Annotated in this window: 9 protein-coding genes; 5 read left to right on the top strand and 4 right to left on the bottom strand. The window is 48.5% G+C overall.

Annotation, left to right across the window (positions count from 1 at the left end; all coding sequences use genetic code 11):
* Positions 1–188 precede the first annotated feature (188 nt).
* A complete protein-coding gene (locus tag ACO0LC_RS13735; RefSeq protein ID WP_423003943.1) occupies positions 189–1661 on the bottom strand; it encodes an amidase in 1473 nt (490 codons plus the stop codon).
* A 729-nt stretch (positions 1662–2390) separates the two neighbouring features.
* Here ACO0LC_RS13735 and ACO0LC_RS13730 point away from each other — a divergent pair.
* The 5 genes from ACO0LC_RS13730 (at position 2391) to ACO0LC_RS13710 (ending at position 9674) form a co-directional block, all read left to right on the top strand.
* Entirely contained in the window at positions 2391–3218 is an 828-nt protein-coding gene (locus tag ACO0LC_RS13730; RefSeq protein WP_423003941.1) for an ABC transporter permease, read from the top strand.
* Positions 3208–4548, top strand: a complete 1341-nt coding sequence (locus tag ACO0LC_RS13725; RefSeq protein ID WP_423003939.1) for an ABC transporter ATP-binding protein — start codon at positions 3208–3210, stop codon at positions 4546–4548. The genes ACO0LC_RS13730 and ACO0LC_RS13725 overlap by 11 nt, the downstream gene beginning before the upstream one ends.
* A 63-nt stretch (positions 4549–4611) precedes the next feature.
* Positions 4612–7254 carry a methyltransferase gene (locus ACO0LC_RS13720; RefSeq protein ID WP_423003937.1) on the top strand — a complete coding sequence of 881 codons (2643 nt, stop codon included), beginning with the start codon at positions 4612–4614 and terminating at the stop codon, positions 7252–7254.
* A gap of 54 nt (positions 7255–7308) precedes the next feature.
* Positions 7309–8463: a non-hydrolyzing UDP-N-acetylglucosamine 2-epimerase gene (gene wecB / locus ACO0LC_RS13715; RefSeq protein WP_423003935.1), complete on the top strand. Its 1155-nt coding sequence runs from the start codon at positions 7309–7311 to the stop codon at positions 8461–8463.
* Complete coding sequence (locus tag ACO0LC_RS13710) at positions 8463–9674, top strand: glycosyl transferase (RefSeq protein ID WP_423003933.1); 1212 nt, start codon at positions 8463–8465, stop codon at positions 9672–9674. Before wecB ends, ACO0LC_RS13710 begins: the two co-directional genes overlap by 1 nt.
* A 2-nt stretch (positions 9675–9676) precedes the next feature.
* Here the strand turns inward: ACO0LC_RS13710 and ACO0LC_RS13705 are convergent, their stop codons facing one another.
* From ACO0LC_RS13705 to ACO0LC_RS13695, 3 genes are all read right to left on the bottom strand, one after another.
* Positions 9677–10750: an acyltransferase family protein gene (locus ACO0LC_RS13705; RefSeq protein ID WP_423003931.1), complete on the bottom strand. Its 1074-nt coding sequence runs from the start codon at positions 10748–10750 to the stop codon at positions 9677–9679.
* A 144-nt stretch (positions 10751–10894) separates the two neighbouring features.
* Complete coding sequence (locus ACO0LC_RS13700; protein WP_423003929.1) at positions 10895–11575, bottom strand: Fe2+-dependent dioxygenase; 681 nt, start codon at positions 11573–11575, stop codon at positions 10895–10897.
* Positions 11576–11634: 59 nt separating this feature from the next.
* A complete protein-coding gene (locus tag ACO0LC_RS13695; RefSeq protein WP_423003921.1) occupies positions 11635–13929 on the bottom strand; it encodes a catecholate siderophore receptor Fiu in 2295 nt (764 codons plus the stop codon).
* Between the last annotated feature and the right edge of the window lie 344 nt (positions 13930–14273).

Below are 14273 nucleotides of genomic sequence, written 5' to 3'. Positions count from 1 at the left end.
GATTCGGTACTAAAGTACTGTCTTCGTCGCTACGGTGGAGTTGGGGTTTCAGACAACATGTTGTCTGCCAACGTAACGAACCTCCCCTGCAAGGGAGGTTTCCTATAGCGATAGCCTTGCTGGGACAATTTTGCGTAAGTCCTAAATTATTCAGATGCAGGTTGGCAGCTAAAAATACTAGTGCATTTTTATTTCACTGATGGATATTCAATGTTGTCCAGGTAACTATTTAGAATTTTCCCTATTTGTAATAATTTAAAATCCTCATACCTTTTCCCGACCACCTGTATGCCTATGGGCAACTGCTGCTTACTCAAACCTATGGGGAGCGCCAGGACAGGGCTTTCGGTTAAGGTAAAAGGGGTCGTATAGGCTTGTGTCGCCATGTAGTAATGAAGGTCAACACTGTTCACTTTTATAGGGCTGTTATAGATACTGAAGTTCCCATAGGATTTGCTTGGTGCATGGTGATTAAAGGCGGTAACGGCACTCACGGGGCAAATAAAAACATCATGAATATTCAGGAAATTTTCCATCTCGGTGATCATGGCATCCTGAACATTCATGGCTGCCATGTATTTTTTAACCGAAGTAGGTTTGACAATATTCTGGTGCATGGGCACATTTTTGAGTACACCTTTTGTGAAGGGTAAGCCTAGCCACTTGATAAAATTAGATTTGTTATAACCACCTTGCATGCCAACAAAACTGCCCCATGTTTTCCAGGCCAAATGGAAATCCACGCCCGGGTTTATTTTCACAACAGTCGCCCCAGCTTTTTCTAGTGCAGAAACATAGTCCCGAATTTTTAGCTTGATTTCATGATCGACAGATACTCCACCAAATTCATCAGTCCAGGCAATTTTCAGGCCCTTAATATCAATCGCCTCTGTATTTTCGACTAGGGGGGTGAGCCTTCTGTCTTCACCTGTCGACTTCGCAATGATACGCATCGCTAATTCTAGATCCTCAATATTTCTTGCCAGGGGGCCGGCAACTGCCAGGGACTTTAACCCGTTCACTTGTTCTTCAGGATCGGTCTGTATGCCTTGAAGAGAAACAACGCCAAACGATGGTTTAAAACCATAAACTCCACAGTAGGATGCTGGTAGTCTGATCGAGCCTGCCAAGTCATTAGCAAAGCTCAGGGAAGTCATTCCTGTAGCCAAAGCTGCAGCACAACCTCCGCTGCTTCCGCCGCTGGTTTTTGTGGCATCCCATGGATTATTTGTTTTTCCAAAAATAGGATTATCGGTTTGCATATCCATTGCCAGTACCGACAGGTTAGTCTTGCCGATAATGATGGCACCTTCGCCTTTCAATAGTTTGACAATTTCAGCATCCATGTCTGGGACATTATTCGTCAATGGACTATAGCCGGCGGTTGTGCGTAGCCCTTTTGTTTGGTAATTGTCTTTTATTGTAATCGGGACGCCGTGGAGTTTTCCCCAGATTTCACCTTTCGATATTGCGATATCAGCTTCCATCGCTCTTTGTAGTGCTTCCGTCTTATTGAGCGTGACCACAGCGTTGCAGGTCTGGCCGTACTTTGCTATTTGTTCAAAAAAAGCGGTCACTATTTCATAAGACTTTAATTTTCCTGTCCTTATGTTTTCGGCTAATGCGGTAGCCGATGAAAAAAGAATGCTGCTCTGTACCATTGTTTGTCCAAGTCTTAAAGTGATGCGATTTCTTGAAAAAGAAGGCAGTCAACTGATGAATGCTATTTTCAATCACTTGGAACATATCTACAAATCACATCCCTGCATGCATATTATGCATAATTGAATAGGTGTGATAGGGCTCGGCTGTGGCAGATCAAGAGTTGGGGTCACTCATTTGGCCCCGGTAATCATGTAGTCAAACAATAGGCAGGATAATGCTCAGGAATGCGATAGCGCGCCTTGATAAAGATGGAGTTGGTTTGGGTTTGCCGGATAGTCTGAATCTGTACAGGCATAGCATTCAGGGTTATAGACTCAAGCTGTCTCAATCGCGAAGCTGGCTACGTAGAACTACGTAAGCCATATTTTTGTTTGTACAAATAACATACAATTGCGCGACATTTGGTAGAAATTCTTTTTTACACCTCTTCGTATAATCGCCAAAAGACAAAGTGTGCATGTTGCTGTAGCTAGTTGATCTCCAGCACATGATCACTTAATACGAGCGAATCAAAGTGTTTTTTCTTTACAGCGGTCTTGATGTAATTGCCCTGTCAAGATCAAGGTACATCATTTTGTACTGAAAAAAATTAAAAAAATTGAACTTAGCAGGATGCCTTGCATCCAAATTCTCCCTTGGAGAATCCGAATGTCGCCTGAGGCTGCGCTTGTGCAGTTTTCTTGTTTCGCAAATATGGCGCAAATTTTTTGAATCGAAATTTTTTAATGAATCCTCACGCAGTACCGTCTATTACACCGTATAGCTTGCTTTTGTCGCTGAAGCAGCATCGCCGGCTCATACTGAGCCTGATCCAAAGAGAAGTGCTGGTCCGTTACCAGGGTTCTTTGCTGGGTTTGCTATGGTCGTTCTTTAATCCTGTGCTGATGCTGGCAGTGTATACCTTTGTTTTTAGCGTGGTGTTCAAGGCGCGTTGGGCAGGTGGTTCTGATTCCAAAACCGAGTTTGCTCTGGTTTTATTTGCCGGTCTGATGGTGTTTGGTTTATTTTCAGAATGTGTCAATCGTGCGCCATCTCTGGTTGTCAGCAACGTCAACTACGTCAAGAAAGTCATTTTCCCGCTGGAGATTTTGCCTGTCGTTGCAATGGGAGCCGCCTGCTTTCATTTGTTGATCAGTCTGGTGGTGTGGTTGATTTTTTATTCCATATTTTTCGGCGTGCCACCAGCGACCATTTTTTATTTGCCAGCCATCTTGTTGCCGTTGGTGTTCCTAAGCCTGGGCTTGAGCTGGTTACTGGCTTCGCTTGGCGTATTTATTCGAGATATTCACCAGGTGGTTGGTGTTGCCATCTCGGTGCTGACATTTTTGTCGCCGGTGTTTTATCCCATCGTCGCCTTGCCTGAAGATTTTCGTGCGGTAGTGCAGGTCAGCCCTTTGACTCAGGTGATAGAACAGAGTCGTGATGCCATGATCTGGGGTAAGCATCTGGACTGGCAAAACTGGCTGATTTATTTCCTGATGTCTGGTCTGGTTGCCTGGCTGGGATTCGCATGGTTCCAAAAAACACGCAAAGGGTTTGCTGATGTCCTCTAAATTTGCCATCAAGGTAGAGCAACTGAGCAAGTGCTACCACCTTTACGACAAGCCGCAGGACAGGCTCAAGCAAATGCTATTGTCCCGTACCAAAACTTATTATCGTGAATTCTGGGCTTTGCGCGACGTGTCTTTCGAGATTGCGCCGGGTGAAACGGTAGGCATCATAGGCCGCAATGGTAGTGGTAAATCCAGCCTCTTGCAAATGATCTGCGGCACCTTGTCGCCGACTTCGGGTCTGGTGACCACGCATGGCCGGGTTGCGGCTTTGCTGGAGCTGGGGGCCGGTTTCAACACTGAATTTACAGGGCGTGAAAATGTCTTGCTGAATGCGGCCATCCTGGGCTTCCCGCAAGAGCAGATGCTGGGTCGCATGGATGAAATACTGGCGTTTTCCGAGCTGGGTGATTTTCTGGATCAGCCAGTCAAGACCTATTCCAGCGGCATGTATGCACGGCTGGCTTTTTCGATTGCCATTCACGTAGACCCGGAAATCCTGATTGTCGATGAAGCCCTGGCGGTGGGTGATGCGCGCTTTGTTGCCAAGTGCATGCGCCGTATCAAGGATATACAAAAGACCGGTGCGAGCATTTTGTTTGTCAGCCATGACGTCAGTTCTGTGCGCACCTTGTGCGACCGCGCCATCTGGCTGGACAAGGGCCGCATGCTGGAGCAGGGTGATGTTTTCCCTGTGACCGGGCGGTATATGGAAATGATGTTCCAGGATGATGATGCCGCTGCGGAAGATGAAAGAGTGCAACCGGTAGCCAGTATCTCCATGTCTGGCGGAGATTTGCCGGGTATCAGCGAGAACTTGAATGACACGGCAGACGTCGCCCTGGACAGTCGCCCCACGACACACTGGGGTTCGCACAAGGGTTTGATACTTTCTGCATCTGTGCTTGATACGAAAGGTGTACGCAAGGACGTGCATGAATGGGGTAGTGAGCTGGATGTGAAAATCAGCTTGTGCATACCAACAAACATATCGCGCGAGCATTTAAGTATTGCCGTCTCCATCAAAGATTTAAAAGGCAGTGATCTCATCGTCTCGACGACACATGACTTTGAAGCTAAGCGCTTGCCTGATGCAGAGAATTTTGAAGTCAGCTTCAAGCTGACCAATCCTCTGGTGACAGGCAAATATTTGCTGGTGGCAGCGGTGGAAAACCGTTTGCATCGGGATATTCATTATTACGAATACATAGAAGGTGCACATTACTTCTCTTCACTGGCAGATCAGCGTTTCTTTGGCTTATTCCAGCCGCCGATTGCTCAGGAGCTCGTAGTGTCAACAGTGAGCGCAAGACAGCAGGTTTTGGCAGCTTAGCAGTTCGTAGCCTGGAAATAATCAAAATTAGTAGCAGTACACATGAGTGATAGATAGTAAAAAATGCAAACAGAAATAAATTCCCGTGCGTATTGGGATACGCGATTTGAAAATGACTGGCTCGCTTGCAGAGGGGACAAGCAATCGCGTTTTTTCGCCAAGGTCGCCATTCAACATCTGCCGCACTGGTTGCTGGATCAAGCGCGCCAGCAAGCCTTGAGCCTGGCTGATTGGGGCTGTGCACAAGGTGACGGTACTGATGTCTGGGCCAGTTATGTGCCGGCAGAGCAAATCACTGGTGTGGATTTTTCTGCTGCTGCGATTCAGCAAGCCAGTGCGCGTTACCCGGCTTTGCGTTTTGAGAATAGCAATTGGCTGGAATCGTCTGCTGGCGAGCAGAATTTATTTGACCTGGTGTTTTCTTCTAACACGCTGGAGCATTTTCATCAGCCGTATCAAGTGCTGCATACCCTGAGCCAACGCGCCAGGAAGGCCGTCATTCTGGCCTTGCCTTACCGCGAGATGGAACGTGAGAGTGAACATTTCTATTCTTTCCTCCCCGAAAATATCCCACTGCAACTGGAGAACGGCTTCAACCTGGTCTGGGCCAAGGTGCAAGATTGCCGCCTATTGGAAAATAGCTTGTGGCAGGGCGATCAAATCATATTGATGTATGCCGATACGGCCTGGCTGAAAAAATTGGGCTTGCGTCTGAGTCAGACGCATATATTACAAATCGATACGCATTCCGAATTGAATCAGTTGCAAGGACAGCTTGGCGAAAATCAACTGTTATTGCAGCAGGCACAGCAAGCACAAGAAGAGCAACTTCTGGTGAATACGCATCAACAGCAAATGCTCACGCAGCATGAGCAATTCCGCCAGCAACAGCAACAAGAAATTGCCAGCTTGATGCTGGCAAGCGAAAAACTCCAACAGGATGTGGATGCGCGAGACAAGAAAATTGTCATCCTCAATGAAGGCTTGCAAGACTATGAACACAAATTGCAAGAACAGCGTGACGAATTTCAAATCCAGATAGCGAAAGAATCTGCATCACACGCTGTAGCCCTGCAAGCAGTACAAGCAGAAATTGTGGCCAAGGATGTCAGTTTTGAGCAATTGACAAAAAATTCTCAGCAATTGACGCTGAATCTTCAGCAACTGAAGCAAGAGCACCAGCAATTGTCGGATAGCCTGCAACAAAAAGAACAAGACTATGCCAAATTGTTGCAACAACTTGATGTGCGCGACGCGCAAATGGCCAGGCTGAATCTGGATGTGCATGGCAAGGAAGAAGCCATCAAGTCCTTGAAACAGTCTTACTCCTGGATATTGACGCGGCCTTTGCGTTTTACCAAGCAGTTTGTGCAAAGCCCGGGACGTGCTTCTTATGACATGGCCAAATTTGTATTCTGGCGCTTGCCCGCAAAAATGCGCTGGGCTCTGCATGGCCCCAGGCATGATTTTGTTCGCTGGGTACGTACTGCACCAGTAACAGCAGGCACCAACCCTCAGACAATTAATGCCAGTGCTCCTACAGTTATATTACCGGCGGCTGGCAATACTGTTGCATCCAGGTCGACCAACAAGGATTTAAGCTGGCCCGAATTCCAGCAACAAGTATTGTCGCGTCGTGCTGACTACAAAGGTATTTTCGTACAAGAACTGGTCATAGACTGGAATGTGCCGCTGTATCAGCGCCCGCAACATATCGCTGCTGCCTTTGGTCGCCTGGGTTATCTGGTGATTTATCGCACGGACAACTGGGCTGGCGACGATGTACAGGGATGCCGCGAAGTGGTCAAGAACGTCTGGATCACCAATCGCCATGAAGTCAATCAATTGCAGGATGTGACACGCTCATTGTATTCGACTGCCTATGCGAATACGCCGGAATTACTGCTGGAAAATGGCAAGCGCGGAACGCTAGTCTATGAATACATCGATCATATTGATCCGCAAATCAGTGGCGATGAAGAAAACGTGCGTCGCTTACTGGCCCTGAAAGATTTCGCATTTAACGGTGGTGCTGATTATGTCGTGGCTTCAGCCAAGAAGCTGGAAGCAGAAGCGATTGCTGCCGTTGGCGCAGACAAGGTTATCCTGGCGCAAAACGGGGTGGACACCATGCACTACCGCCATCCCAAGCATTTGAGCACGCCTTTGCCGCAAAACTTGCAAAACTTCCGCAGCAAATACAGCAAAGTGGTGGGTTATTTTGGCGCATTGGCTCCCTGGCTCTGGTATGAAGCTGTGGCCGATCTGGTGACCAGTCGCCCTGATCTGGGCTTTGTATTCATCGGTCCAGATTATTACGGTGGCTCTGAGAAATTACTCAAGGCTGACAATCTTTTGTATATGGGTACGGTGGATTATCAAATCTTGCCAGCCTATGCACGTCAGTTTGATGTTTGTTTTATTCCATTTGCGCCAGGTGAGATTGCCCGTACAACTTCTCCACTCAAATTGTTTGAATATTTTGCTCTGGAAAAACCTGTGGTTGTTACCAGGGATATGGAAGAGTGCGTCGCTTTTGAAGAAGTATTTTCCGGTAATAGTGTGGAAGCACTCAGCGAGGCGCTGGATGCAGCTTTTGCAGTCAAAGACGACCCGGCATTTACCCAGCGCCTGGCGCAATTGGCCGATGCCAATGACTGGGACTGCCGTGCCAGGGCCATGGAGAAAGCCTTTGCAAAGCCTTGATAGACATTGAATATCATTTTCAGACATTTCTGAATCAGAAAGAAAAACATCATCATGAAAAAAATACTATGTGTAGTTGGTACGCGTCCAGAAGCCATCAAAATGGCACCTGTGATATTGGCCTTGCAACAGCAACCCTGGGCGCAAGTACGCGTTTTGGCGACAGCACAGCATCGTCAGATGCTGGATCAGGTATTGGCTTTCTTTGATATTGAAGCCGACATAGATTTGAACATGATGCGCCCTAACCAATCACTGACTACGCTGACAGGCCGCATGTTGCTCGACCTTGATGAAGTCTTGTTGGCAGAAAAACCGGATGTGGTCCTGGTGCAGGGTGATACAACGACAGTGATGACAGTTTCACTGGCCTGTTTTTACCACAGAATAGCCATAGGCCATGTGGAAGCCGGTTTGCGTACCTGGGACAGGGACAATCCATTTCCTGAAGAAATCAATCGCGTACTGACTGGCCGTCTGGCGCACTGGCATTTCGCACCTACCGAGAGTTCACGTCAAAACCTCTTGAAAGAGGGCGTGTCTGATGCCGACATTATCGTCACAGGCAATACCGTGATTGATGCCTTGTTGATGACGGCGGAACGTGAGCTGGATCTGGGCATATATCTTGATGCCAGCAAGCGCCTGGTATTGGTAACTTCGCACAGACGTGAAAATTTTGGCGAACCTTTTGCACATATTTGCCGCGCCATCCTGAAACTGGCCACGGATAATCCGGACGTGCAATTCCTCTATCCTGTACATCCAAACCCTAACGTCAAGGAAGTCGCCCACAATACGCTGGGCAAGTGCGCCAATATACACTTGTGTGAGCCGCTGGACTATGCTCCTTTTGTGGCTGCGATGAAGCGTGCTTACCTCATCATCAGTGATTCTGGTGGCGTGCAGGAAGAAGCACCTGCTTTGGCAAAGCCTGTACTGGTCTTGCGCGAAGAAACTGAGCGCCCTGAAGCAGTGGAGCAGGGGGTAGTGAAACTGGTCGGTGCCAATTTTGAAAAAATTGTCGCTGAAGCACAAATCCTGCTTGATGATGAAATGGCTTATCGTGCCATGGCCAGAGGGGTATCTCCTTATGGTGATGGCCAGGCAGCAGGGCGTATTGTGCAAGTGTTGCACCAGCATTTTGCTGGCCAGATAGCATCTGAGCTTCAGCCAGTTAAGGCTGGACTTGAAACCGAGCCTGCATGATGCGCCTCGTCTATTTCTCGCCTGTGCCCTGGCACAGCTTTGCGCAAAGACCACATCAGTTTGTACAGTGGTTTCACCAGCAATTCAAAGCCAGGGTGTTGTGGGTAGACCCTTATCCTACGCGCTTGCCGGGCATGTCTGACGTGCGACGTGTTTTTGCCACCAAAATGGCACAAGAGTCTGCACCTTGCACAACGGTAAAAGTGCAGGAAAATCCGCTGAAAGCAGACTGGTTGAAGCTGGCGCAAGTCACGGCGCTGCCTATAGAACCGCTGCCTGCCTCGGGTTACCTGCATCAATGGTTTTGGCGCAATACCATGGCAGAAATAGATGCATTTGCCGCTGAAGGCAGAACACAGTTTGTAGTAGGCAAGCCTTCCAAACTGGCTCTGCAAGCCATGGCTCGGCACCCAGCTTCGTCTTCTTTATATGATGCCATGGATGATTTCCCGGCTTTCTATGAAGGGATTTCTAGCAAGGCTATGGAAATGACGGAGCGCCACCTGGCTGCGCGGGTTAATAAAATCGTGGTTTCTTCCAGTGCAGTATCGCGTTTTTCTGCGCATGCTGACAAGCTCAGCCTGATTCTGAATGCCTGTGATAGTCATAACCTGCCGCCAGCATTGCCAAAATCAGCGCATGCTCCTGTGTATGGCTACGTGGGTACGATAGGGCACTGGTTTGATTGGGATGCTTTGGTGACTCTGGCTTCCTCGCTCGCTATCAATGATCCTGCGGCTAGAGTGCGTTTGATAGGACCGGTGTTTACACCGCCACCCTGTGACTTGCCAGACAATGTGGAAATTTTGCCTGCGTGCAGTCATGCTGAAGCGATGCAGGCCATGCAAAAATTTTCGGTAGGCTTGATCCCGTTCAAGCGCAAGTTGTTGACAGCCTCGGTTGATCCTATCAAATACTATGAGTACCGGTCTTTGGGTATACCGGTTTTGTCTTCCAATTTTGGGGAAATGTCGTTGCGGGCAGAAGAAGATGGTGTGTTCTTGTATGACGGACACAGTGATTTCTCCAGTTTGCTCAAGACCTGTCTGCTACATCGTAGCAGTGCAGAAAGTTTGAGCAGATTCAGGGCTGATAATTCCTGGCATGCGCGGTTTGCTGGTTTGATCCCCTTGTTTGATGCGGGTGTCGATCAACGTGGCCAACGCAGACCAGCGGCCAAGCTTGAGAATTTTGCCTGGCAGCGCGCTTGAAGTTAGCGCTCAAAGCGTGTTTTCCATGCCAGGAACCAGGATTCATAATAGCGGAAGCTGATACTGGCCAAGATGGCAGAGGTGAGCAAGGTTAGCAAGAAAACTGCAATGCCTGCCTCATCAAGATGGAATAGATGTAAAAATTTGTTGACCAGGTTCTTGCACAGCATATGCAGCATATACATGCCGTAACTGATCGTGCCCAGGTAGGCGAGGGGTTTGAATGCGAGCAAGGGTAGCAAGGAGTGTTGCCCACGGATCACGCAAGAGCCCACAAGGGTAGCAAACAAGATGGATGAAACAAAGCCTGGCAGCACATTGCTGAGTAAGCTCAGCATCAGCGCAAAGAAAATCAACGGTGCAGACCAGGTCTGAGCGAGTATTTTGTAGAGCAAGGTAAAAGTTCTTTCATTATTCAAGCCTATCGCCAGCAAGGCAGAGAGAACGATGGGCAGTTGTATCAGGTCGAGATAGTGCTGGCCTAGCAATTGGCTAAGTATGCAGGCAAGGATGACTAGTAGCAGTATTGCACCAGCCCTCCCGGCAGAACCCGCCCATAGCAGCAGTGGTGGCCACACCAGATAAAATTGCTCTTCTGCTGCCAGTGACCAGGCAAAATAAAAAATCACCCGGCCATCCAGGTCCACAAATATATTCGAAGTGTAAGTGGCAAAGTAAATCAGATTCTGGAAAAAGGCCTGGCCCACAGCCGTATGTCGTTCAAGCAAAAAAACCAGGATAATGTACAGCGCTAATGTGCCGTAATACAGAGGGAAGATACGCAAGGAGCGGCGCAGGTAAAATGCCTTGAGGTCTATCTTGCCATTGCGTTCACGCTCTCTGAGTAATAAAGTTGTGATCAGAAAACCACTGATGGCAAAGAATAATTGCACGCCTTGTGCCCCTATGCTCGCCAGCATGGCATTGGTGCCAGCGGGTGCCGTGTGATGCCAGATGACAGCAATGATGCTGATGGCACGCAAGCCATCGAGTGACTCAAATCTCTTATTGGAAAGATAGTCAGAAAACGGTTTAAACATCCATGCACCCTGCAGACTGGCTATTTTGCTTGTCAAGTTTCATGTTTGTCTGATCTGCGCTTTTCTGGCTGGGTTTCGATGAAAGCCAGTTTACCGTTAAGTAAGAAAGCCCGCATAGAAATTTATCTGTGCGGGCTTTGCGTATGACTGTCACGGATAATGTGCAAATAAGCTGCAATGTCAGGTCTCAGACCACATGCGCAAGAGATTGTGATACTGACCTGTCAGGCTCAGTACTTCAGGGCTATCGCCAAGTTGTGTGCGCAGGCGGGTAATATTCTGGTCCATATCAAACAGCATGCTGCGGCGGGCATCGTCGCGTATCATACTTTGCGTCCATAAAAATGAACACACCCGCTCACCACGTGTTACGGGTAAGACCTGGTGCAGGCTGGTGGATGGGTAGAGTATCAAGTCACCGGCTGGCAATTTCACCTCGTGGGTGCCGTAGGTATCGACCACTTCCAGTTCGCCACCTTCATACTCCTCCGGATCACACAGAAATAAAGTAGAGGACACATCGGTGCGCAGGCTGTAATTGCCATTGGCAACTTGGCGTACAGCACCGTCCACATGCAGGCCGTAGTGCTCACCACCGGCATAAGAGTTAAACAAGGGCGGTACGATGCGCAAGGGCAGGGCAGCGGCAAAAAAAAGGGGATTGTTCTTTAAGGCATGCAAGACAATCTGGCCTAGCTCTTGTGCCAGTGCAGAATGCTCAGGCAGTTGGCGGTTGCGTTTGACCAGGGCGCCCTGGTCGCCCACGGTTTGCTTGCCATCTACCCAGTTTGCTGCGTCCAGCCTTGATCGAATTGCACTGACTTGCTCACGGCTGAGCACGCCCGGTATATGTAACATCATGACGAAGGCTCCAGGAAAAGCACCGCAGGGAGAGGGGCCAAAATTACTTTTAAATAACTTTAGAATTTCACATTTGCTGTCAGGCTGAAAGTTCTTGGTGCACCTGGAGTGTAACGGTAGCCACTTTTATTGATGGAAGCAACATAAGCCTTGTCTGCCAGATTATTGATGTTCAGTTGCAGGTCGATATTTTTGCTGACTGCATAACTGGCCATGCCATCAAACACCCAATAGGATTCTGTTTTGGCTGGCGTACCTACTGCACCATCCGTGCCACGCAGCAGCGAGTCAACAAAACGCCCACCACCACCAATTTTGATGCCCAAAGGTAATTGGTAAGAAGTCCATGCTGTAAAGCTTTGTTTCGGTGTATAGCTCAGGTTATTGATACCCAGGGCAGTGACAGCTGGACCGCTTTCTACACTGGTATCCATTCTGGTGTAACCAGCACTGACCAGCCAGTTGCGATTGACTGCGCCGGTGACTCCCAGTTCCACGCCTTGTACGCGTTTTTTACCAGTCTGGTAGTACAGCAGGTCGACCAGGTTTTGTACTATGTCATTGGATACTTCAGTACGGTAAATTGCCGCTGTGAACGATAATTTTTGGTCCAGCAAATCCCATTTGGTACCGACTTCCATATTCTTGGTTTCTTGCGGATCAAACTTTGGATTGGCAGCACTGTTTGCCGATGTGCTCAGGGCAAAGTTGGAGCCGCCAGGTGGTTGCTTGGAGGTCGAATACGATGCATAGACACTGCTGTCCTTGGTTGGTTTATACAGTGCGCCCACTTTGAAATTGATCAGATTTCCCGAGGTGTTCAAATTGCTAGGTATAGGCGTTCCTACTGGCAAAGTAGGATTGGCCGCGGCAGTAGACAAGCTGGCGGCAGAATAATCTGTCGTGTAGCGGTCAATGCGCACGCCTGCATTGGCTTGCCATTCAGGACTGAACTTGATGGTGTCAAACGCATAGACGCTGGCGGTATTGGTGCTGCCTCGGGTGAATACAGCATTGCGTACCGGGTTCAGGCCAGTGATGGTGTCACGTGGATTAGGGTTATAGAAATTGGCAGGTTTCACATCGCCCAGGCCATCATTACCCCAGGTATTTTGTTTTTCACTGGTCACTTCTATACCACCAACCAGGCTGTGTTTCAGGCCAGCCAGTTCCAGGTCTGCAACCAGATTGGTCTGGTTGGTCAGGATTTCATTTTCCTGGTCTTTCAAGGTGCGTATGCTGCGCGCCAAAGTCCAGGTAGAAATATCTTTTTCTATTGGCGTCAACAGATTGGCTGCGGAACCCATGAAAGAGGTTAACAAATAATGCTGACTGGTCTTACCATAGCGTGCAGTATTGATCAGTCTTACCTTGTCGCTGAAGTCATGTTCTATGCGGCCAGTCAGCATGTCGGCAGTGACCTTGTCGAAGTCATAGATGGAGCCATAGAAATTTTTGGAGTCAACTCTTGGTGCATTGCCGATGAAAGGGCGTTTTGGATCAGGGCTGCTATAACCTGGCAAGCCTATCGTCGGTACACCACCATCCGGCATATTGTCTTGCTGTACATGCAGGTAATTCAGATAGAAGCGGGTAGGGGACTTCAGGCCAAAAGCCAACGAAGGTGCCACACCCCAACGCTTGTTCTTGACTTCATTGCGACCAGCTACTCCACTATCCTGGTCGAACACATTCAGGCGGAAGGCGCTGCCTTGTTCTGCGCTGATGGCTTTGTTCCAGTCCAGGGCGACGCGTTTTTGGCTGGCACTGCCTACTGTTACATTGCCAGATGTTGCATCATCAAGGGTCGCCTGTTTGCTGACCAGGTTCACCGAGCCGGTAGGCGCGCCACGGCCACCATCGGTGCCAGCAGGGCCTTTCAGTACATCGATTTGTTCGATATTGAACAAGTCACGGGAGATGGAACCCAGGTCGCGCACGCCATCGACATAAATGCTGCTGGAAGCATCAAAACCACGCATATAAATGCTGTCACCGGTGCTGGTGCTACCGTTTTCACCCAGGAAGAAGGCGCCAACACCAGGTGTGTTGCGCAGCGCTTCAGTCAGCGTCAATGCACCTTGCTGGTCTATCAGTTCGCGCTTGATGACGGTAATGGTTTGTGTGGTATCTACCAGCGGCTGTGTATATTTTGCCGAGGATGCCTTGTCAGCCTTGAAGTCATTTTCTGTTTTTGCAGTTACTTTGACTTCCGGCAAGGCTGGGTCGGCAGCATGGGCAGCGATAGGCAGCAGAAATGCTGCAGCGGCCACTGTCATCGTATGATTGATGCGTGAATTAGTCAGGGCGTTAAATAAAGTGTGTTTGTGCTTGCGACTCTTGATGTGGGCCATGATATTTCTTGGAGGAAAATAAGAGATGAAAATAAAATACCGCTGGCTTTTCTTGAAGAATGGCTGAGGTGGGAATGTAAAAAAATCAGTGCGCAATTGTAACTAAATGAAATATAAAAGTAAATGATAATCGTTCTTATTTGCATTTGTCGCATCGAAGCATTGGTTTTTTACTTATAAATTCGATTTTAAAATTTGACTTCACCTATTTTCAGGTGAGTTTGACGGCAGAGTTGTGCTATCAGCTTGCTTGAGGTGGATGTACAAGTGACTGTGACTTATTGAATTTTTTTATGGCCGCTGTCAACAATAATTTTGCTGCTGCGTTGATACCGTACATCACT

The sequence above is a fragment of the Undibacterium sp. JH2W genome (assembly GCF_049340425.1).
Taxonomy (GTDB): Bacteria; Pseudomonadota; Gammaproteobacteria; order Burkholderiales; family Burkholderiaceae_D; genus Undibacterium.
The sequence above is the reverse complement of the archived record's forward strand: the minus strand, read 5'-3'. Positions and strand labels throughout refer to the sequence as shown.